We start from the raw sequence: 21,361 nt of genomic DNA on the forward strand, positions 1-21,361 counted from the left end.
ATAAAATTGACCCCGCATCACAATTTGTCTTAACTTGCGCAAGATGCCGACCAGTTGGCACTTGGATGCAGGCGACACCTGCGCGTAGCGAACCGACAAGCCGAATTGGGGCAGGGACATGTGGCGTGAAACCAAGATCCTTCTGATCGACGATGAAGCCGAGCGGCGCAAGGCGGTCTCGGTCATTCTCGATTTTCTCGGCGAAGCTCATCTCGCCTGCACCAGTTCCGATTGGCAGGCCACCCTCGAGGCGCTCGACAGCAGTCGGCAGGTCAGCTGTGTGCTGGTCGGTCGCGTCGACAGCCGTGGCAACAGCGTCGAGCTGCTCAAGCAGGTGGTGGCCTGGGACGAGATGGTCCCGCTGCTATTGCTCGGCGAAGCGGCGCAGCCGGAATGGCCGGACGAGGTCCGCCGCCGCGTGCTGGTCTCCCTCGAATACCCGCTGGCCTACAACAAGCTGCTGGATTCCCTGCACCGTGCCCAGGTCTATCGCGAGATGTACGACCAGGCTCGGGATCGCGGGCGTCAGCGCGAGCCCGAGCTGTTCCGCAGCCTGGTGGGTACCAGCCGCGCCATCCAGGGCGTACGCAAGATGATGCAGCAGGTGGCCGATACCGAGGCCACGGTACTCATCCTCGGTGAATCCGGTACCGGCAAGGAGGTGGTGGCGCGCAACCTGCACTTCCATTCCAAGCGCCGCGAGGCGCCCTTCGTGCCGGTCAACTGCGGCGCCATTCCGGCCGAGTTGCTGGAAAGCGAGCTGTTCGGCCACGAGAAGGGCGCCTTCACCGGCGCCATCACCAGTCGCGCCGGTCGTTTCGAATTGGCCAACACCGGCACCCTGTTTCTCGACGAGATCGGCGACATGCCGCTGCCCATGCAGGTCAAGCTCCTGCGCGTGCTGCAGGAACGGACCTACGAGCGGGTAGGCAGCAACAAGACCCAGAGCGTGGACGTGCGCATCATCGCGGCGACCCACAAGAACCTGGAGCAGATGATCGCCGCGGGCACCTTCCGCGAAGACCTCTACTACCGCCTCAATGTCTTCCCCATCGACATGGCGCCCCTGCGCGAACGGGGTGAAGACATCCCGCTGCTGATCAACGAACTGATCGCGCGGATGGAACACGAGAAGCGGGGCTCCATCCGCTTCAACTCGGCGGCCATCATGTCGCTGTGCCGCCACGAGTGGCCGGGCAATGTCCGCGAACTGGCGAACCTTGTGGAACGCATGGCGATCATGCATCCCTATGGCGTCATCGGCGTGGCCGAGTTGCCGCTCAAGTTCCGCTACGTGGAAGATGAAGCCGATCCCATGGTGGAGTCTCTTCGCGAGGAATTGCAGGAGCGCGAAGCCATGGCCGGGATCGGGACGGTCGAGGTGTCGTCCTCGGCGCTGCTGCCGAGCGAAGGCCTGGATCTCAAGGACTACCTGGCCAACCTGGAAAAGAGCTTTATCCAGCAGGCGCTGGACGATGCCGGTGGCGTGGTGGCACGTGCCGCCGAGCGACTGCGCATCCGCCGGACCACCCTGGTCGAGAAGATGCGCAAGTACGGCATGGGCCGTCGCGACGACGAGTTCGACGAAGAGATCTAGCGATCCTTCGGTAGCGCTGAATGGGTCAACGTAGGGTGGATGACGGCGCAGCCTCATCCACCTTCTTTTTTAGCGTGGCAAGTGGAAAAGGCCATGCCGTTTTCCACGCTACGGCGCTTTGGCGCCAGGGCGGCATGGGTCTTGCTCCAGCCTGGACAATGTCAATTGTCCGTCGCGAGCCCCAGCCGATGCCTGCGCAAGCCCTTTCTTCCGCTGTCCCTGCCGACGCTGCCGTGGAGGCTTCCGCCTCCGCGCAGGCCCGTGAAGCCCTGGGGCAGATGTCGCGCCAGCTGAGCGAATCCTTCCAGTTGCTCGAAGCCCGGATGAATTCGTTGCAGGGCGAACTGGAATGGGTGTCTGCCCAGCGTCTGCAGGAGCTGGCGGAAAAGGAGCGCCTGGCCAGTCGGCTGCAGAATCTGCTCGACGTCTTGCCCGCCGGCATCGTGGTGCTGGACGGCGCCGGGCGCGTGCGTGATGCCAACCCCGTGGCCCAGGCCCTGCTCGGTGAGCCTCTGACAGGCGAGCTGTGGCGTACGGTGATCGCCCGGGCCTTTGCCCCGCGTCATGACGACGGCCACGAGGTGTCCCTGCGCGACGGCCGGCGGCTGTCTATCGCCATCCGCTCCCTGGATGGCGAGCCGGGACAGCTGGTGCTGCTCAACGACCTCACCGAAACCCGTCACCTGCAGGGCGAACTGGCGCGGCATGAACGGCTGTCGGCGCTGGGTCGGACCATGGCCTCGCTGGCGCATCAGATCCGTACCCCGCTGACCGCAGCGCTGCTTTATGCCAGCCATCTGGAGGAGGGCGGCCTGGCCCTGGCGCAGCAACAACGCTTCGCCAGCCGGCTCAAGGAGCGGCTGCACGAACTGGAAAACCAGGTCCGCGACATGCTGGTATTCGCTCGCGGCGAATTGCCCCTGGCGGATCGACTGACGCCCAGCGCGCTGTTCACTGCCTTGCGCGAAGCGGCGACCCCTCATCTCGGCCACTGCCCCGTGCGTTGGCAACTGGATGCCCAGGGCGGGCTGCTCGCCTGCAACCGCGACATGCTGGTAGGCGCCGCCCTGAACCTCATCCACAACGCCCTGCAGGCCATGGCGGGCAGCGCTGGCTCGGCGCGACTCAAGGTGCATCTCCATCGCCGTGACGGCGAGTTGCGCCTGGCGATCAGCGACAGCGGTCCCGGCATTCCGCTGGCGGTCCAGCAGCGCCTGGGCGAGCCCTTTCTCAGCACCAAGACCACCGGCACCGGTCTCGGCCTGCCGGTCGCCCTGGCGATGGCCAAGGCCCACGGCGGCCGGCTGACCGTGCGCTCGCGGGTGGGGCGTGGCACGGTGGTGACCTTCATCCTGCCCCTGCTGGCGAGCGAGGAGACCTCGGCATGACCCTGCCCATCCTGCTGGTGGAAGACGACCGCGCCCTGCGCGAAGCCCTGGCCGATACCCTGGAGCTCGGCGGTTACCGCTATCGCGCCGTGGACAGCGGCGAGGCGGCATTGCTGGCGCTGGCCGAGGAGCCCTTCGGCCTGGTGATCAGCGACGTCAACATGCCCGGCATCGACGGTCATCAATTGCTGGCCAGTATCCGGCTGCGCGATCCGGCGCTGCCGGTGCTGCTTATGACCGCCTTCGGCAGCATCGAACGCGCCGTCGAGGCCATGCGCGGCGGGGCGGCGGACTATCTGGTCAAGCCCTTCGAGCCGCGCCTGCTGCTGGACACACTGGCGCGCTGCTGCCCCCAGGGGCGCCGCGCGCCCGGTGCGCGGCAGCCAGTGGCAGCCGATCCCCAGAGTCGGCAACTGCTGGAGCTGGCCAGCCGGGTCGCCCGGAGCGAGGCCACGGTGCTCATCACCGGTGAATCGGGCACCGGCAAGGAGGTGCTGGCGCGCTTCATCCACGACCAATCGGCGCGGGCGGACGGCCCCTTCGTGGCGGTCAACTGCGCCGCTATCCCCGATCACCTATTGGAAGCCATCCTCTTCGGGCACGAGAAGGGCGCCTTCACCGGCGCCATCGCCGCCCAGCCGGGCAAGTTCGAACTGGCCCAGGGCGGTACCCTGCTCCTGGACGAGATCTCCGAGATGCCGCTGGGGTTGCAGGCCAAGCTGCTGCGGGTCCTGCAGGAGCGCGAGGTGGAGCGGGTCGGGGCGCGCAAGCCGCTGGCGCTGGACATCCGCGTGGTGGCCACCAGCAACCGCAGGCTGGCGGAGGAGGTGGCCGCCGGGCGCTTCCGTGAAGACCTCTTCTATCGCCTGTCGGTCTTTCCGCTGGCCTGGCTGCCGCTGCGCGAACGACCGGCCGACATCGTGCCCCTGGCCGAACGGCTGCTGGCTGTCCAGGCCGCGCGGATGAATCGTCCGGTACCGGCCCTGAGCGCCGCCGCGTGCCAGGCCCTGGCCGAGCATCCCTGGCCGGGCAATGTGCGCGAACTGGACAATGCCGTGCAGCGGGCGCTGATCCTGCAACCGGGCCACCAGCTCCAGGCCGAGGATTTCGGACTGCACTGGCTGGCGACCGGTGTCTCCCAGACGCCTGTCGCAGCGCCCGTACCGACGTCAGGCGTGGCCGAAGCCATGCGTCCATTGGACGCCGATCTGCGCGATCGGGAATTCCAGGTGATCCTCGATACCCTGAAGGCCGAACGCGGCCGCCGCAAGGAGACCGCCGAGCGCCTGTGCATCAGTGCTCGCACCCTCAGGTACAAGCTGGCGCAGATGCGTGATGCCGGGCTGGACGTGGAGCAGGAATTGCTCGCCGGTTGCTGAGCGCGCAAGTCGATAGCCGGCTATCTACCCAGAGGGAACCAACCGTCTAAGGCGCTGTTCTAGAGAAAGGATCGCGACTGCGGCGTGGGGTCGCAGAGGAAGCTTGCCCCCGCCGTCCCGGACCCCGTCCGGCCGCTTTGCTTTCTTCTCCTAGGCGCTGCTTGTGCTGAAAACGGTTTCATGGACGGTGCTTGCCGTTTTTGCCGCGGGTGGCGCGCCTGCCAGCACGAGGACGCTTGCCATGGGTTCCACCGCACCTTCCAGCTCCAACGCCGACCTATTGACCATCAATACCATCCGTACCCTGTCCATGGATGCGGTACAGAAGGCCAATTCCGGCCACCCTGGTACGCCGATGGCCCTGGCCCCGGTCGGTCATACGCTGTGGAGCCGCTTCCTCCGCTATCACCCCGAGCATCCGGACTGGCCCAACCGCGACCGCTTCGTGCTATCGGTCGGCCATGCCTCCATGCTGCTCTATTCGCTGCTGCATCTCGCAGGCGTCAAGGAGATCGACGAGCACGGCACCGCGACCGGCAAGGAAGCGGTCAGCCTGGAGGACATCAAGCAATTCCGCCAGCTGGATTCCAAGACCCCGGGCCACCCCGAGTACCGCATGACCACCGGCATCGAGACCACCACCGGTCCGCTGGGGCAGGGCTGCGGCAACAGCGTCGGCATGGCACTGGCGCAGAAGTGGCTGGCGGCGCGTTTCAATCAGCCGGGCGTGACCCTGTTCGACTATGACGTCTACGTCCTCTGCGGCGACGGCGACATGATGGAAGGGGTCACCGGCGAGGCAGCGTCCATGGCCGGCCACCTGGGGCTGGACAACCTCTGCTGGATCTATGACAACAACACCATCAGCATCGAGGGCCACACCGAGCTGGCCTTCAGCGAAGACGTGGCCGAGCGCTTCCGTGGCTATGGCTGGCACACCCTGCACGTCAAGGATGCCAACGACGCCGAGGCCCTGGCCGCCGCCCTGCATCGCTTCAAGGGCAACACCGGCAAGCCGACCCTGATCGTGGTCGACAGCCTGATCGGCTATGGCGCGCCCAACAAGCAGAACACCGCGGCGGCCCACGGCGAGCCGTTGGGCGCGGACGAGATCAAGCTGGCGAAGAAGGCCTATGGCTGGCCGGAAGATGCCGACTTCCTGGTGCCCGACGAAGCCCGTCATCACCTGCGGGATGCCCTGCTGGAACGGGCCAGCGGCCTCTACGAAGACTGGAATCGCGCCTTCGACCGCCTGCGCCAGGACGATCCGCGTCGTGCCGACGAACTCCAGCGCATGCGCGCTGGCGAGATGCCCGAGGGCTGGGACGCCAAGCTGCCCAGCTTCGACGCCGACGCCAAGGGCGTGGCCTCCCGCGAATCCGGCGGTAAGGCGCTCAACGCCTTCGCCGAGCAGATCCCCTGGCTGGTCGGGGGCGCCGCCGACCTGGCGCCGTCCACCAAGACCAACCTCAAGTTCGACGGCGCCGGCAGCTTCTCCGCGCGGGAGCCTGCGGGGCGCAACATGCACTTCGGCATTCGCGAGCATGCCATGGGCTCCATCGCCAACGGCATGGCGCTCTGCTACCTGCGCAGCTTCACCGCCACCTTCCTGGTGTTCAGCGACTACATGAAGCCGCCGATCCGCCTGGCGTCGATCATGGAATTGCCCGTGGTGTTCGTCTTCACCCACGACTCCATCGGCGTTGGCGAAGACGGCCCGACCCACCAGCCCATCGAGCACCTGGCGCAACTGCGCGCCACCCCGGGCCTGCTGACCCTGCGTCCGGGCGATGCCAACGAAGCCGTGCAGGCCTGGAAGATCGCCCTGCAGCAGACCAACAGACCCTCCTGCATGGTGCTGTCGCGCCAGCCGCTGCCGACCCTGGATCGTTCGAAGTACGCCAGTGCCGAAGGGGTCGCTCAGGGTGCCTACGTGGTGGCCGATGCCGAGGGTGGTAAGCCCCAGGTCATCCTTATGGCTACCGGCAGTGAATTGGGCCTGGCGATGCAGGCTTATGAGCAGCTCAAGGGCGAAGGGGTCAAGGCACGGGTGGTTTCCATGCCCTGCTGGGAATTGTTCGAAGAGCAGGACGAGGCCTACAAGCAGTCCGTGCTGCCCGACGAGGTGCTGGGGCGCGTCGCCATCGAGCAGGCCGGTCCCCTCGGCTGGGAGCGCTATATCGGGCGCAAGGGTGCCTCGGTGACCATGAGCACCTTCGGGGCCTCGGCGCCCATCGGCAAGCTGCAGGCCAAATACGGCTACACTGTGGACAACGTGGTCAAGCTGGCCAAGGAACAGGCACAACGCTCCGGGAGTGCCAAATGAGCAATCCACTCAAACAGCTGACGGAGCAGGGCCAGGCGGTCTGGCTCGATTTCGTCAGCCGCGAGTTCCTCGCCAAGGGTGAACTGCAAAAGCTGATCGAGCGTGACGGCCTCACCGGCGTCACCTCCAACCCGTCGATCTTCGAGAAGGCCATGGGGCATGGCAGTGACTATGACGCCAGCCTCGAGGCCTTTCTGGAAAAGGCCGATGCCGAGCCGGTGGATGTCTATGAGCATCTGGCGATCGAGGACATCCAGCAGGCCGCCGACATCCTGCGGCCGGTCTACGATCGCCTCGAAGGCCGCGATGGCTACGTGAGCCTGGAGGTCTCGCCCTATCTGGCGCTGGATACCCGTGCCACCCTGGAAGAGGCGCGCCGGCTCTGGCAGGCGGTGGACCGACCCAACCTCATGGTCAAGGTGCCGGGTACGCCCGAGGGTGCCGTGGCCATCCGCAAGCTGATCGAAGAGGGGATCAACGTCAATGTGACCCTGCTGTTCGATCGCAACGCCTATATGGCGGTAGCGGAAGCCTATATCGCCGGTCTGGAAGCCCGCTTGCATCGCGGTGAAGACATCTCCCGTCTCGCCAGCGTGGCGAGCTTCTTCATCAGCCGGGTCGATGGCGTGCTGGACAAGCTGATCGACGAGCGCAAGGGCGAGGACGCCGAGCTGGGCGGGCTGCGTGGCAAGGTCACCATCGCCAACGCCAAGCTGGCCTATCAGGACTACCTGCGGTTGATCCAGTCGCCGCGCTGGAAGGTCCTGGAAGCCAAGGGGGCGCGCCCGCAGCGTCTGCTGTGGGCCTCCACCGGCTCCAAGGATCCGGCCTATCCAGACACCCTCTATGTCGATCAGCTGATCGGTCCGGATACCGTCAACACCATGCCGCCGAAAACCATGGATGCCTTCCGTGACCATGGCACGGCGGCTCCCATGCTGAGCACCGACATCGAAGCCGCGCAGCGCGTGGTGGATGCGACGGCCCGTTTCGGGCTGGACCTGGATGGCGTGGCCAAGCGGCTGGTCAAGGACGGTGCCCGCCAGTTCGAGGACGCCGCCGATGCGCTGCTGGGCGCGGTCGGCCAGAAGCGCCTCGATTTCCTGGGTGAGCGCCTGAATACCGCGGACTATCGCCTGCCCGATGCGCTGAATGAAGCGGTGGAAAAGCGTCTCGACGAGGCACGCCGTGAAGGCTGGTCCCGTAGGCTGTGGCAGGGCGATGCCTCGCTCTGGACCGGTCGCGACGAAGACCAGTGGGTCGGCTGGCTGGCCGCGGCCCAGGGCCGTCAGGCTGACCCCAAAGCCTTGGCAGCCCTGGCTGAAGCGGCCCGGCAAGAGGGCCTGGATACCGTGGTGCTGCTGGGCATGGGCGGTTCGAGCCTGGGTCCGGAGGTGCTGGCCAATACCCTGGGCACCGCGCCAGGCGGGCTCACGCTCAAGGTGCTCGATTCCACCGATCCGGCGCAGATCGCCGCCCTGGAAGAGCAACTGGACCTGCACCGGACGCTGTTCCTGGTGTCGAGCAAATCCGGCTCGACCTTGGAGCCGGAAATCCTGCGCGCCTATTTCCATAAGGCTGTCGAGCAGGCCCTGGGTGCGGAAGCAGCCCAGCGGCGCTTCGTCGCCATTACCGATCCCGGCTCCAAGCTCGAAGCCAGTGCCACGGCCGAGGGCTACCGGGCTATTTTCCAGGGCGATCCCCATATCGGTGGACGCTATTCGGTGCTGTCGGTATTTGGCATGGTGCCCCTGGCGCTGCTCGGCCATTCGGTGGCCGATTTCTTCCAGGTGACCCAGCCCATGGTGCTGGCCTGCAGCCCCAGTGCGCCACCGGCCATCAATCCCGGCATCCGCCTGGGCGTGGTCCTGGGCGAGGCGGTGCGTGCCGGACGCGACAAGGTCACCCTGATCGCCTCGCCGGGTGTCGCCAGCCTGGGCGCCTGGCTGGAGCAGTTGCTCGCCGAGAGCACCGGCAAGCAGGGCAAGGGCATCATCCCGGTGGACCTGGAGCCGCTCGGCGAGCCAGCCGTCTATGGGGCGGATCGGGTGTTCGTCAGCCTGGTGCTGGCGGGCGAAGAAGACGCCGAGCGCGACCGTCGCCTGCAAGCCCTGGCCGCAGCCGGGCATCCGGTGGTGGACATCCGTCTCGCCCGCGCCGAACTGATCGGCCAGGAATTCTTCCGCTGGGAGGTGGCGACCGAGGTGGCCGGTGCCGTCATCGGCATCAATCCCTTCGATCAGCCCGACGTGGAAGCCAGCAAGATCAAGACCCGCGCCCTTACCGACGGCTACGAACGCGAAGGGCGTCTTGCCGGCGACGAGCCGTTGCTGGAGGAGGGTACCCTGGCCCTGTTCGGCGATGCCGACCTGCAGGGGCAGGACACCGCCCGCGCGGCGATCAGGGCGCACCTGGCGCGCCTGCAGCCCGGCGACTATCTCGCCGTGCTGGCCTATCTCGAGCGCAATGCCGTGCATGAGGAGGCCTTGAGCGCCATGCGTGATAGCATTCGCGACAGCAAGCGCGTAGCGACCGTCGGCGGCTTCGGCCCCCGCTTTCTGCACTCCACCGGACAGGCCTACAAGGGCGGTCCGAACTCGGGTGTGTTCATCCAGATTACCGCCGATGCCCAGAACGACCTGGAGATTCCAGGGCGGAGTCTGAGCTTTGGTGTCGTCGAGGCCGCCCAGGCCAAGGGCGACCTCGAGGTGCTGGCCGAACGGGGACGGCGCTACCTGCGCGTGCATATCAAGGGCGGCGACATCGACGCCGGCCTGCAACAAATCGTCGAACTGGTCGAGGCGGCGGTCGCCTGACCTCAAGGAGTCATCAGCATGCAATTGGGAATCATCGGACTGGGCCGCATGGGCGGCAACATCGCACGGCGTTTGATGAAGCATGGGCATGAAGTCGCGGTCTATGACCGCAGTGCCGAAACCGTGGCCGGCCTCGGCAAGGAAGGCGCCGTCACCGCCGATAGCCTGGACGGTGTCATCGCCGCCCTGGCTCAGCCGCGGGCCATCTGGGTCATGCTGCCGGCCGGCGAGCCGACCGAGCAGACCATCGCCGAGCTGGCCGACCGCCTGGCTCCCGGCGACGTCATCATCGACGGTGGCAACACCTACTACAAGGACGACATCCGTCGCGCCAAGACCCTGGCCGAGAAGGGCATCGACTACGTCGACGTCGGCACCTCCGGTGGCGTCTGGGGCCTGGAGCGCGGCTACTGCATGATGATCGGCGGCAAGTCCGAAGCCGTCGAGCGCCTGGAGCCCATCTTCGAAGCCCTGGCCCCCGGTTATGGCAGCATCGAGCGTACCCGTGGCCGCAACGCCCCGGACGAGCGTGCCGAGCGCGGCTTCATCTTCACCGGTCCGGCCGGTTCCGGTCACTTCGTCAAGATGGTGCACAACGGCATCGAATACGGCCTGATGCAGGCCTATGCCGAAGGCTTCGACATCCTCAAGATGAAGAACAGCGACAAGCTGCCGGAAGACGAGCGTTTCGACCTGGACCTGGCCGACATCGCCGAGGTCTGGCGCCGTGGCAGCGTGGTGTCCTCCTGGCTGCTGGACCTGACCGCCCAGGCCCTGGCCGGTGACGTCGCCCTAGAGAAATTCTCCGGCTCTGTGGCCGACAGCGGCGAAGGTCGCTGGACCATCGAGGCGGCCATTGAGGAAGCGGTACCGGTCAACGTCCTGTCCGCCGCCCTCTATGCGCGTTTCCGCTCCCGCCAGCAAGCCACCTACGCCGACAAGCTGCTGTCGGCCATGAGATTCGGCTTCGGCGGCCACGTCGAAATCCCGCAATAAAACCCCGGCCGTTCCCCTGTGGAGCGGCCACGGGCCGCGTCCCGGGGGACGGCATCAGCCGCCCTCGCGGATAAGGCCCTGTCATGACCGATTCTCCTGTTGTCACCCCCAGCACCGCCGCCCAAGAGCGCCGCTCCTGCACCAAGGCGCCCACCGCACCGCCGGCCACGCTCTTTCTGTTCGGCGCCAATGGCGACCTGGTCAAGCGACTGCTGATCCCCTCGCTGTACAACCTCCTGCGTGACGGTCTGCTCGACGACCGCACCCAGATCATCGGCGTCGATCACAACCCCAACACCGACGAAGGTTTCGCCGACCGGCTGGAAGCCTTCATCCGCGACCAGGCCGAAGCCAAGGGCAAGTCCCGGGACGAGGCGCTGGATGCCGATCTCTGGGGCCAGCTGCGCGGGCGCATCCGCTATCTGCAGGGCGACTTCCTCGAAGACGCCACCTACCAGGCGGTGGGCGAGCGCATCGCCCAGGCCGACACCGACAATGCCGTCTTCTACCTGGCTACCGCCGCGCGCTTCTTCGGCGACGTTGCCGAGCGTCTGGGCAAGGCCGGGCTGCTGGAAGAGCGTGAAGACGCCTACCGCCGGCTGGTGGTGGAAAAGCCCTTTGGCGCCGACCTGGCGAGCGCCCAGGCGCTCAACCAGCGCCTGCTGGCGAACATGGAGGAAAAGCAGATCTATAGAATCGACCACTACCTGGGTAAGGAGACGGTGCAGAACATCCTGGTCAGCCGGTTCTCCAACGCCCTGTTCGAGTCGTTCTGGAACAACCACTACATCGACCATGTGCAGATCACCGCGGCCGAGACCGTGGGCGTGGAGTCGCGGGGCGATTTCTACGAGAAGACCGGTACCCTCAGGGACATGGTACCCAACCACCTGTTCCAGCTGCTGGCCATGGTCGCCATGGAGCCGCCGGCCTCCTTCAACGCCACCTCGGTGCGCGACGAGAAGGCCAAGGTGGTCGGCGCCATCCGTCCCCAGACCACCGAGGAGGCCCTGGCCAACTCGGTGCGTGGCCAGTACGCCGCCGGGACGATGAACGACAAGCCCGTCAAAGGCTATCGCGAGGAAGAGCGGGTCGATCCCGAGAGCCAGACCGAGACCTATGTGGCGCTCAAGCTGTTCGTCGACAACTGGCGCTGGGCCGGGGTGCCTTTCTACCTGCGCACTGGCAAGCGCCTGACCGCGCGTGATACCGAGATCGCCATCTGCTTCAAGCACGCGCCCTATGCCCAGTTCCGCGACACCAAGATCGACCGGATGCGGCCCAACTACCTGATCATCCAGATCCAGCCCGACGAAGGCATGTGGTTCGATTTCCACGCCAAGCGCCCGGGACCCCTGGTGGAACTGGAGAACATCCGCATGGGCTTCGCCTATAGCGATTTCTTCGAGATGCAGCCCTCCACCGGCTACGAAACCCTGATCTACGACTCACTGATCGGCGACCAGACCCTGTTCCAGCGCGCCGACAACATCGAGAACGGCTGGCGCGCCGTGCAACCCTTCCTCGACGCCTGGCAACAGGGCGGCGCAGTGGAAAGCTACGCCGCGGGCAGTGCCGGTCCCGCCGGTGCCGATGAACTCCTGCAGAAGGACGGCCGCTCATGGCATCCGCTGACCTGATCCCCATCGACCTGCTGGTGTCGGATATCGACGGCACCCTGGTGCGTGACGACAAAAGCCTGAGCGAGGCGGTGATCGCCGCGGTAAAGCGCCTGCAGGCGGCCGGCAAGGCCATTACCCTGATCAGCAGCCGCCCGCCGCGGGCGTTGCTGCCGCTGGTGCGGCAACTGGGCATTGACCAAGCGGTGGCCGGTTTCAACGGCGGCAATCTGGTGGAAGCGGACGGCACCCTGATCCGCGCTCATCGCCTCGCCGAGCAGGTGACGCGCCAGGTGCTGGAGCGCCTGGACCGCGAGGCCTTCGAGGTCTGGCTGTTCGCCGACGACCTCTGGCTGACCCGCGACGGGGAGGGGCCCTACGTCCCCCGCGAGACCCGGGCACTGGGTTATGGACCGACCGTGGTGGACTCCTTCGAACCCTACCTGGATCGCGTCGACAAGATCGTTGCCGCCGGCAGCGATCACGCCGGCCTGGAAGCCCTGGAAGGCGAGTTGGGTGAGCGGTTGGGCGAGGGCGCCACGGTGCTGCGCTCCCAGCTCTATTACCTGGACATCACCCATCCCAAGGCCAACAAGGGCGACGCCCTGATCGAACTGGCCCAGGCCGCGGGCGTACCCGTGGCGCGCACCGCGGCCATTGGCGATGGCAGCAACGACGTGCCCATGTTCCGCCAGGCGGGCCTGGCCATCGCCATGGGCCAGGCCGGGGCGGTGGTGCGCGAAGCAGCCGACCGGGTGACGGCCAGCAACCAGGAAGATGGCCTGGCCCAGGCCATCGATCAGTGGATCCTGGGGACCTGATGGCTGGTTGGTGAGGTTGGGCTTCGCTGCGCTCAACCCAACCTGCTTGTCCTGTAGGTTGGGTTGAGACAGCTCCACCGTCGAAGCCCAACAGGTCTGAATTAGCTCCAGGTGGAAAGGGCTGCGCCGTTTTCCACACTACGGCCTGATGGGTGAGGTTGGGCTTCGCTTTGCTCAACCCAACCTAAAGGGTGCGTAGGTCGGGTTGCGGCGGCTCCATCGCCGAGGCCCAACAGGGTTGGCCTTAGCACAGGTGGAAAAGGCGGCGCCGCTTTCCACGCTACGCGGTATCAGGCGGGCGCCCCCTCTCCCTCCGGGAGAGGGCCGGGGTGAGGGTAGCCCAAACCCCGCGCTACCCCTCCTTCTGCTCCCTGAACCCCCGCACATGCTCCACCAGTGCCCGCAGCTTGGGCGCCAGGTTGTGGCGGTTCGGATAGTAGAGGTAGAAGCCGGGAAAGGGCGGCAGATAGTCGTCCAGCACCCGCTCCAGTTCACCACGTGCCAGATAGGGCCGGAAGGTGTCCTCCATGCCAAAGGTGATGCCGCCGCCGGCCAGGGCGGTGCGCACCATCAGCAGCATGTCGTTGGTGGTGATCCGCGGCGAAACGGCCACGTCGAAGGCGCGGCCGTCCTCGCTGAATTCCCAGCGCCAGGGCGCCACCTCCGGAGCCGGACGCCAGCCGATGCAGCGGTGGTCCGCCAGGTCGCGCGGGTGCCGCGGCCGCCCGTGGCGGGCGAAGTAGGCCGGCGTCGCCACCGCCACCTCGCGCTGCGCCCCGGTCACCGGGATGGCGATCATGTCCTGCTCGATCACCTCGCCCAGTCGCACGCCGGCATCGAAACCCCGCGCGACGATATCGAATTCCTCGTCGGTGACAGTGATGTCCAGGGTCACCTCCGGATAGGCCTCGACGAAGCTGGCCAGCAGCGGCCCGTCGAGAAAGCGCTCGGCGATGGAGGTGACCGCGACCCGCAACAACCCCCGCGGTGGGCCGGCGTGACTGGCGTCTTCCAGGGCACCCAGCAGCCCGGCCAGGGGCCCGGCGACCTGTCGCTGCAGGCGTTCGCCCGCTTCGGTAAGACGCACGCTGCGGGTGGTGCGCTGGACCAGTGAACTGCCCAATTCGTCTTCCAGACGGCGAATGGCCTGGCTGACCGCCGAGCGACTAACGCCCAGGCGATCGGCCGCCACACGAAAATTCTCGGCCGTGGCCACCACGGTGAAGACCTTGAGCAGATTCAGATCATTAGGCATTGGTAAGTCCAGCTAACCATGGCAGTCAGGGAAGGGGGAGTTACCACGACAATGACCCCTCGCTAAGGTGGTGGCAAGCCTGTAAGGGCGCCGTGCCGACAGGGCAGGCAGCTGACGAGCAGATCGTCCGGGCAAACCATCCCATTTCGAGAGGAACACTCCATGGCTATCGACAAGGTCGTACTCATCACCGGCGCTTCCAGTGGCATAGGTGCGGGCATCGCGCGCGAACTGGGCGCGGCCGGCTGCAAGCTCCTGCTCGGTGCCCGCCGCAGTGAGCGGCTGGAAGCCCTGGCGGCCGAGATCAACGCTGCGGGCGGCGAGGCCGCCTGCCGCCGACTGGACGTCACCGACAGCGCCGACGTGGCCGCCTTCGCCCAAGCGGCGCGCGAACGCTGGGGCCGGGTGGACGTCATCGTCAACAACGCCGGCATCATGCCGCTGTCGCCCCTGGCCTCGCTCAAGACCGCAGAGTGGATGCAGATGGTCGACGTCAACATCAAGGGCGTGCTCAACGGCATCGCCGCGGTGCTGCCGGAATTCACCGCCCGCGGCGCTGGACACATCATCAACCTGGGCTCCATCGGCGCCCTGTCGGTGGTGCCCACGGCGGCGGTCTATTGCGCCACCAAGCATGCGGTGCGGGCGATCTCCGAGGGATTACGCCAGGAACGTGACGATCTGCGGGTCACCTGCATCCATCCGGGCGTGGTGGAAAGCGAGCTGGCTTCCACCATCACCGATCCCGCCGCCCAGGCGATGATGGACAGCTACCGCGCCATCGCCCTGCAACCCGATGCCATCGGCCGCGCGGTGCGCTACGCCATCGAGCAGCCGGACGACGTGGACGTCAACGAGATCGTCGTCCGCCCGACGCGCAGCGCCAACTAGACCGTTTCGGCCAGGGCTTCGAGAAAGCGCTCCAGCACCAGATTCGGCCGCCGACCCTTGCGGGTGACGGCGGCCAGGGTGGTGTCGAAATGGAAGCGTTCGGGGTTGAGGGCTCGTAGCTGGCCTTGCACCACCCAGGGCTGGGCGACGTGGTCGGGCAGGTAGCCGATGTAGCAGCCGGTGAGGATAAGGAAGGCTACGCCTTCGCGATCCGAGGCCCGCGCCGTGCAATTCAGCGCGGCATGGCGCTCGTGGCCGTCCTGGTTGAGCAGATGGTTGGGGCCGACCGCGTCCTGGGCGGCCAGGACGCTTTCGTCCAGCGCCACATCGGCCACCGCGAACAGTGGATGGGCCCGGCTGCAATAGAGCAGGGCGCGCTCTTCGTAGAGCGGCAGATAGTCCAGCCCGGCCAGGGCATTGATCAGCGGTAGCACGCCCAGGTGCAGATGGCCGTCGAGCACGCCGGTCTCGATCTCGCCGGGCAGGGTCATGCCGATGTTGACCACCACCCCCGGCGCGGCGCGCTTGAGCGCGGCCAGGGCATGGGTGATGCGCATGCGCGGCTGGGTTACCAGGTTGTTGATGATGCCCAGGTTCAGCTCGCCGCGCAGGTGCTGGTGCAGCTGGTTGACCTCGCTGCGAAAGCCTTCCAGGGCGGCGAACAGCGACTGGCTCGCCTTGAGCACCTCGCGGCCTTCGTCGGTCAGGGAGAAACCGGCGCGCCCGCGCTGGCAGAGGCGCATGCCCAGGCGTTTTTCCAGATCGTTCATGTGCAGGCTGATGGCCGAGCGGGTGATGCCCAGCCGGCCTTCGGCGGCGGTGAAGCTGCCGCATTCCACCACGGTCTTGAACAGTCGCAGCAGGCGGATCTCGAAATCGCCGACCTGGGCGAGCAGGGCCTTGCGCGTCGTCTTCATGGCTGCCACCGCAAATGCGGGACAGCATAAGGCGCCGTCGGGAGCGGCGCCAGCGACCGGCTTCAGGCGCCGATCAGCACCCGGCTGCGCTGCTGGGTGACCTGCTTGACCACCCAGACCGCGGCGATGCAGCAGAGCAGGGTGATCAGCGTCAGGCACAGGCGGGTCCCCAGGTACTGGGCGAAATTCTGCTCACCCAGCAGGCGCCCCAACACCCGGTAGGCGCCAGCCAGGTAGCCGTGCAGGAAGTAGATGGCGAAGCTGTAGGCGCCGAGCAGGGCCATGCCCCTGGTCAGGCGGCTGTCGGCACGTTCCGGCGTCTTGACCCGCTGGCTGAAGACGGCGAACAGCAGCAGGCACAGCACCAGTTTCTGCAGGCCGTAGAAGGCGCTGTCGAGCACCGCCGCGCCACTCAGCAGCACCAGGGCCGCCAGCAGCCAGTAGCGCGCCTGGGGTCGTTGCAGGCGCTCGCGCTGTTCGCAGGCCAGCATGCCGCAGAGGTAGATCGGCAGGAAATGCAGCGCCGCCAGCAGCGGATCGGCATCGTTGGCCGGACGGTCGGACACCAGGAAATACAGCAGGCCGACCATGGTCGCCGCGGGCAGCAGGCCACGCTTGACGATCCATTCAAGGACCGGCGCGAGCAGGAAGATCAAGGTCAGTGCCGGAATGAACCACAGCGGACCGAGGTGGGCGCCGGTGGCCAGCAGCAGGGCGGTCTGGGCGAAGGGCGGCCAGTCATGGAAGGCGTTCATGTCGATCCACTCGTGCTCCTGCTTGAGTCCGGAGACATAGAGCAGCACGGCGGGGATCGAGATCAGCAGGTAGGGCAGGATGACGTTCTGCAGCTTCTTGCTCAGGTAGACCTGGTAGCTGTATTTGCCGAGGTTGTAGCGAAAGAAGAAGCCGGACAGGGTGACGAAGATGCAGGTGGTTTCCAGCGACAGCAGATTCAGGGCGATCTGCTGGTGTTCGGTGGTCTGGTAGCTGCCCACGGTCATGTGGTGGAAAACGATGAGAACGGCCGCCAGGCCGCGGATCCAGTTGAGCTGAATCAGCATGGGAGAGGTTTCCTTGGGGAATAGGTAAACCACGCGCTCTGCCTCGGGAGAGGGGCACGGGTTAGCGAAAGCGGAAGATTGAATGCGCGGTAGAGACGGCGGACAGGCTACCGCGCCCGGCAGGACTACGCGCCGGGAAAAGAGGTGAGGCTAGGGGGCCTCGGCGCCACGGGACTACGGTGGCAGGCGGCCAGCTTAAAGTGTTTCAGGCAAGTCACTGATTACTAATCAATTTTCTTGGTTTCAAGATGTTTCGGCGGTGCAGAGTTGGCACGGATGATCGCCTCTGGAAAGGGGGTTTCATCCATTCCAGTATCCGACTAATGAGAGACGTTTTCCCCTGCAAGAAAGTCTCGATTGGTTGAGGACTCTCGCCAATAAGGTGAGTTTCAAGATATCCAAGCGCGAGAAAAAAACCCTTTAACTCACGCAAAACCGGGCGCACTCTGCAGACTCGACTTCACCGCCCGAGACCCTGTCATGAACCAGTTGCTGACCGTTTCCCCGCCCGTCGCTGCCTCGCTCAACCTGCGCGCCCACTGGATGCCCTTCACCGCCAATCGCGCCTTCCAGAAGGACCCGCGCATCGTGGTGGCCGCCGAAGGCAGCTGGCTGACGGATGACCAGGGACGACGCATCTATGACAGTCTCTCCGGCCTCTGGACCTGCGGCGCCGGTCACTCGCGCAAGGAGATCCAGGAGGCCGTGGCACGGCAGCTGGGCACCCTCGACTATTCGCCGGGCTTCCAGTACGGCCATCCGCTGTCCTTCCAGCTGGCGGAAAAGATGACCGAGCTGACCCCGGCCGGTCTCGATCATGTCTTCTTCACCGGTTCGGGCTCCGAGAGCGCTGATACCTCGGTCAAGCTGGCCCGCGCCTACTGGCGCATCAAGGGCCAGCCGGCCAAGACCAAGCTGATCGGCCGGGCCCGCGGTTATCACGGCGTCAACATCGCCGGCACCAGCCTGGGTGGCATCGGCGGCAACCGGAAGCTGTACGGCTCCTTCATGGACGTCGACCACCTGCCGCACACCCTGCAACCGGGCCTGGCGTTTACCAGGGGCATGGCCGAGACCGGCGGCGTGGAGCTGGCCAACGAACTGCTCAAGCTGATCGAGCTGCACGATGCCTCCAACATCGCCGCGGTCATCGTCGAGCCCATGTCCGGTTCGGCCGGGGTGATCGTGCCGCCGGTGGGCTATCTGCAGCGCCTGCGCGAGATCTGCACCCAGCACGACATCCTGCTGATCTTCGACGAGGTCATCACCGCCTTTGGCCGCATGGGCCGCCACACCGGCGCCGAGTTCTTCGGCGTGACGCCGGACCTCATGAACGTGGCCAAGCAGGTCACCAACGGCGCCGTGCCCCTGGGCGCGGTGATCGCCAGCAGTGCCATCTACGACACCTTCATGAACCAGGCCACGCCCGAACACATGGTGGAATTCCCCCATGGCTACACCTACTCGGCCCATCCGGTGGCCTGCGCCGCCGGCCTGGCCGCGCTGGAGCTGATGGAGCGGGAGAACCTGGTGCAACAGGCGGCCGAGCTGGCGCCCAAGTTCGAAGCTTCGCTGCATGGCCTCAAGGGCGCCAAGCACGTGGTGGACATCCGCAACTGCGGCCTGGCTGGCGCCCTGCAACTCGCCCCGCGCGATGGCGATGCGGTGATCCGCCCGTTCGAGGCCGGCATCGCCCTGTGGAAGGCCGGTTTCTATGTCCGCTTCGGCGGCGACACCCTGCAATTCGGGCCCACCTTCAACGCCAAGATCGAGGACCTGGACCGCGTCTTCGCCGCGGTCGGCGACGTCCTCAATCGCCTCGACTGATCCCCTTTCCGGCGCTCCCGCCGCGGAGCGCCCACCTCTTGTACAAGGAGTCCCTCATGAGCCTCAAGCATCTCATCGGCGGCCAACTGGTCGACGGCGGCAGCCGCCGAGCACCGGTCTACAACCCCTCCACCGGCGCGGTGATCCGCGAAGTGCCCCTGGCCGATGCCGCCACCCTGCAACAGGCCATCGATGCCGCCCAGGCCGCCTTTCCGGCCTGGCGCAACACCCCGCCGGCCAAGCGTGCCCAGGTGCTGTTCCGCTTCAAGCAACTGCTGGAAAGCAACGAAGCGCGCCTGGTGCAGCTGATCAGCGAAGAGCACGGCAAGACCCTGGAAGACGCCGCCGGCGAATTGCGCCGTGGCATCGAGAACGTCGAATACGCCACCGCCGCACCCGAATTGCTAAAGGGCGAATACAACCGCAATGCCGGTCCGAGCATCGACACCTGGTCCGACTTCCAGCCCCTGGGCGTGGTGGCCGGCATCACCCCCTTCAACTTCCCGGCCATGGTGCCGCTGTGGATGTATCCGCTGGCCATCGCCTGCGGCAACACCTTCATCCTGAAGCCCAGCGAGCGCGATCCCAGCTCCACCCTGGCCATTGCCCAGCTGTTCGAGGAAGCCGGTCTGCCCAAGGGCGTGCTCAACGTGGTGCATGGCGACAAGGAAGCCGTGGACGGCCTGATCGACGCCCCCGAGGTCAAGGCGCTGAGCTTCGTCGGCTCCACCCCCATCGCCGAATACATCTATGCCCGTGGTACCGCCAAGGGCAAGCGCGTCCAGGCCCTGGGCGGCGCCAAGAACCATGCGGTGGTCATGCCCGACGCCGACCTCGGCAATACCGTGAATGCGCTGATGGGCGCCGCCTACGGTTCCTGTGGCGAACGCTGCATGGCCATCTCGGTGGCGGTCTGCGTCGGTGACCAGGTCGCCGATGCCCTGATTGCCCGGCTGGTGCCGGAGATCGAAAAACTCAAAGTCGGCCCGGGCACTCAGTGCGGCCTGGACATGGGGCCGCTGGTCACCGGCGCGCACCTGGACAAGGTCACCGGCTATGTCGTCGACGGCGTCGCCGCGGGCGCCAAGCTGGTAGTGGACGGCCGCAGCCTCAAGGTCGCCGACCATGAAGACGGCTTCTTCCTCGGCGGCTGCCTGTTCGATCAGGTCACCCCGGAGATGCGCATCTACAAGGAAGAGATCTTTGGCCCGGTGCTCTGCGTGGTGCGGGTCAAGAGCCTTGCAGAGGGCATCGCCCTGATCAACGCCCACGAATACGGCAACGGCACCTGCATCTTCACCCGCGACGGCGAAGCGGCACGGCTGTTCGCCGATCAGATCGAAGTGGGCATGGTCGGCATCAACGTACCCCTGCCGGTGCCGGTGGCCTACCACAGCTTCGGCGGCTGGAAACGCTCGCTGTTCGGCGACCTCCATGCCTATGGCCCCGACGGTGTGCGCTTCTACACCCGGCGCAAGACCATCACCCAGCGCTGGCCGCAGCGCGAGGCCCAGGAGGCTTCGCAGTTTGCCTTTCCCAGCAACGGCTGACCGCTAGAAAAGCCCATTCCTTGGCCTGCCGCACAGCAGGCCGGCCAGGGAAGGCTTTACCCTTCGGCTGCCCCCAGCCGCCGAAGTCCCCATGTCTGCCACCCCCTTCACAGCCGTCGCCCGTCTCGGGTGTGTGATTGGCCTGCTGCTCGCGAGCCTGACCGGTTGCACCAGTCAGTCCGCCCAGGACATCGCCCGGCAATTCGGCAAGACCCGCCCCAGCGAATTCCTGCAGACCAGCTCCGACCGCATGGCCACCCTCGCCATGCAGGCCAATCTGCAGAGCCTCTATCTGCTGATGAACAAGCTCTATCTGCGCAATCCGGCCGAATGGAAAAAGACCGGGCTGCCCGATGCGGCCAGTGCCGAGCGCGAAATCCGTATGGCCATCGAACAGCGGCGCAGCCTGCCGGCGCTGGACGGACGCAAGGACGTGGCGGCCCTGAGCTACGTGCTGGGTGATGACTACCGCGGTGATCGCGTCGGCGCCTTCATCTATGCCATCGGCAGCATGATCATCGCCGCCCACGGCAATCGCACCGAGTTCTATATCACCGACGTGGTGGATGCGCGCTTCGTCAACAACGCCGCGCGCAACATCGAGAAGGCCACCTGGCTGCTCGGCCAGCGCAAGAACGCCGCGGGCGAACCCCTGCTGTTCGCCAACGAGATCTCGGAGGAGGGCAGCAACCTCAGCTTCGCCACCGAATTCGGCAAGATCGTCGCCCGCCTGGACCTGCTCGCCCAGTTGCTGGACGAGCGCTATCGGCGCATCGGCGTCAACTACGCCCAGAGTCTGCTGTTCATCAATTTCCTGCCGGTGCAGTAGCGCCTTCGACCAGGCGTCCCCTAGAGTCGAGAGTGGAGCGCGCCGCCGCCAGCGGCACTGCGCAGCAGCCGGCAGCGCCCTGAGCGGGC

Annotated in this window: 15 protein-coding genes; 12 read left to right on the plus strand and 3 right to left on the minus strand. The window is 66.2% G+C overall.

What is annotated here, in order from left to right:
* Positions 1 to 118 precede the first annotated feature (118 nt).
* The 8 genes from PSEK12I1_RS0111950 to PSEK12I1_RS0111985 all read left to right on the plus strand — a co-directional run bounded on the left by PSEK12I1_RS0111950 (position 119) and on the right by PSEK12I1_RS0111985 (position 12,942).
* On the plus strand, positions 119 to 1,597 hold the full coding sequence (locus PSEK12I1_RS0111950; protein ID WP_027601661.1) for a sigma-54 dependent transcriptional regulator: 1,479 nt from the start codon (positions 119 to 121) through the stop codon (positions 1,595 to 1,597).
* Between the two features lie 188 nt (positions 1,598 to 1,785).
* Complete coding sequence (locus PSEK12I1_RS0111955) at positions 1,786 to 2,985, plus strand: ATP-binding protein (RefSeq protein ID WP_027601662.1); 1,200 nt, start codon at positions 1,786 to 1,788, stop codon at positions 2,983 to 2,985.
* Positions 2,982 to 4,364: a sigma-54 dependent transcriptional regulator gene (locus PSEK12I1_RS0111960; protein WP_027601663.1), complete on the plus strand. Its 1,383-nt coding sequence runs from the start codon at positions 2,982 to 2,984 to the stop codon at positions 4,362 to 4,364. Before PSEK12I1_RS0111955 ends, PSEK12I1_RS0111960 begins: the two co-directional genes overlap by 4 nt.
* 241 nt (positions 4,365 to 4,605) lie before the next feature.
* A complete protein-coding gene (tkt, locus tag PSEK12I1_RS0111965) occupies positions 4,606 to 6,690 on the plus strand; it encodes a transketolase (RefSeq protein WP_027601664.1) in 2,085 nt (694 codons plus the stop codon).
* Positions 6,687 to 9,506, plus strand: a complete 2,820-nt coding sequence (locus PSEK12I1_RS0111970) for a bifunctional transaldolase/phosoglucose isomerase (protein WP_027601665.1) — start codon at positions 6,687 to 6,689, stop codon at positions 9,504 to 9,506. Before tkt ends, PSEK12I1_RS0111970 begins: the two co-directional genes overlap by 4 nt.
* Before the next feature lie 18 nt (positions 9,507 to 9,524).
* The gene (gnd, locus tag PSEK12I1_RS0111975; RefSeq protein WP_007160419.1) at positions 9,525 to 10,502 is read left to right on the plus strand and encodes a phosphogluconate dehydrogenase (NAD(+)-dependent, decarboxylating); all 978 of its coding nucleotides are present in this window, start codon (positions 9,525 to 9,527) and stop codon (positions 10,500 to 10,502) included.
* Between the two features lie 83 nt (positions 10,503 to 10,585).
* A complete protein-coding gene (zwf, locus tag PSEK12I1_RS0111980; protein WP_027601666.1) occupies positions 10,586 to 12,142 on the plus strand; it encodes a glucose-6-phosphate dehydrogenase in 1,557 nt (518 codons plus the stop codon).
* Positions 12,124 to 12,942, plus strand: coding sequence for a Cof-type HAD-IIB family hydrolase (locus tag PSEK12I1_RS0111985; protein WP_027601667.1), 819 nt, complete (start codon positions 12,124 to 12,126; stop codon positions 12,940 to 12,942). The genes zwf and PSEK12I1_RS0111985 overlap by 19 nt, the downstream gene beginning before the upstream one ends.
* 352 nt (positions 12,943 to 13,294) lie before the next feature.
* Here the strand turns inward: PSEK12I1_RS0111985 and PSEK12I1_RS0111990 are convergent, their stop codons facing one another.
* The gene (locus PSEK12I1_RS0111990) at positions 13,295 to 14,197 is read right to left on the minus strand and encodes a LysR family transcriptional regulator (RefSeq protein WP_027601668.1); all 903 of its coding nucleotides are present in this window, start codon (positions 14,195 to 14,197) and stop codon (positions 13,295 to 13,297) included.
* Between the two features lie 162 nt (positions 14,198 to 14,359).
* On the opposite strand from PSEK12I1_RS0111990, the gene PSEK12I1_RS0111995 reads away from it, so the two are divergent.
* On the plus strand, positions 14,360 to 15,088 hold the full coding sequence (locus tag PSEK12I1_RS0111995) for an SDR family oxidoreductase (protein ID WP_027601669.1): 729 nt from the start codon (positions 14,360 to 14,362) through the stop codon (positions 15,086 to 15,088).
* On the opposite strand, the gene PSEK12I1_RS0112000 is transcribed toward PSEK12I1_RS0111995, so the two are convergent.
* Together PSEK12I1_RS0112000 and PSEK12I1_RS0112005 are read right to left on the minus strand one after the other, a co-directional pair.
* Positions 15,085 to 16,005 carry a LysR family transcriptional regulator gene (locus PSEK12I1_RS0112000; RefSeq protein WP_027601670.1) on the minus strand — a complete coding sequence of 307 codons (921 nt, stop codon included), beginning with the start codon at positions 16,003 to 16,005 and terminating at the stop codon, positions 15,085 to 15,087. The two genes, PSEK12I1_RS0111995 and PSEK12I1_RS0112000, sit on opposite strands and share 4 nt — an antisense overlap.
* A 62-nt stretch (positions 16,006 to 16,067) precedes the next feature.
* A complete protein-coding gene (locus PSEK12I1_RS0112005; protein WP_027601671.1) occupies positions 16,068 to 17,066 on the minus strand; it encodes an acyltransferase in 999 nt (332 codons plus the stop codon).
* A 480-nt stretch (positions 17,067 to 17,546) separates the two neighbouring features.
* Here PSEK12I1_RS0112005 and PSEK12I1_RS0112010 point away from each other — a divergent pair, with 480 nt between their 5' ends.
* The 3 genes from PSEK12I1_RS0112010 to PSEK12I1_RS0112020 all read left to right on the plus strand — a co-directional run bounded on the left by PSEK12I1_RS0112010 (position 17,547) and on the right by PSEK12I1_RS0112020 (position 21,272).
* On the plus strand, positions 17,547 to 18,893 hold the full coding sequence (locus tag PSEK12I1_RS0112010) for an aspartate aminotransferase family protein (protein ID WP_027601672.1): 1,347 nt from the start codon (positions 17,547 to 17,549) through the stop codon (positions 18,891 to 18,893).
* 56 nt (positions 18,894 to 18,949) lie between these two features.
* Positions 18,950 to 20,443: a CoA-acylating methylmalonate-semialdehyde dehydrogenase gene (locus PSEK12I1_RS0112015; protein WP_027601673.1), complete on the plus strand. Its 1,494-nt coding sequence runs from the start codon at positions 18,950 to 18,952 to the stop codon at positions 20,441 to 20,443.
* Between the two features lie 91 nt (positions 20,444 to 20,534).
* A complete protein-coding gene (locus tag PSEK12I1_RS0112020; protein WP_027601674.1) occupies positions 20,535 to 21,272 on the plus strand; it encodes a hypothetical protein in 738 nt (245 codons plus the stop codon).
* Positions 21,273 to 21,361: the final 89 nt, after the last annotated feature.

It is taken from the genome of Pseudomonas sp. MOIL14HWK12:I1 (assembly GCF_000510705.1).
Lineage (GTDB): Bacteria > Pseudomonadota > Gammaproteobacteria > Pseudomonadales > Pseudomonadaceae > Chryseomonas > Chryseomonas oryzihabitans.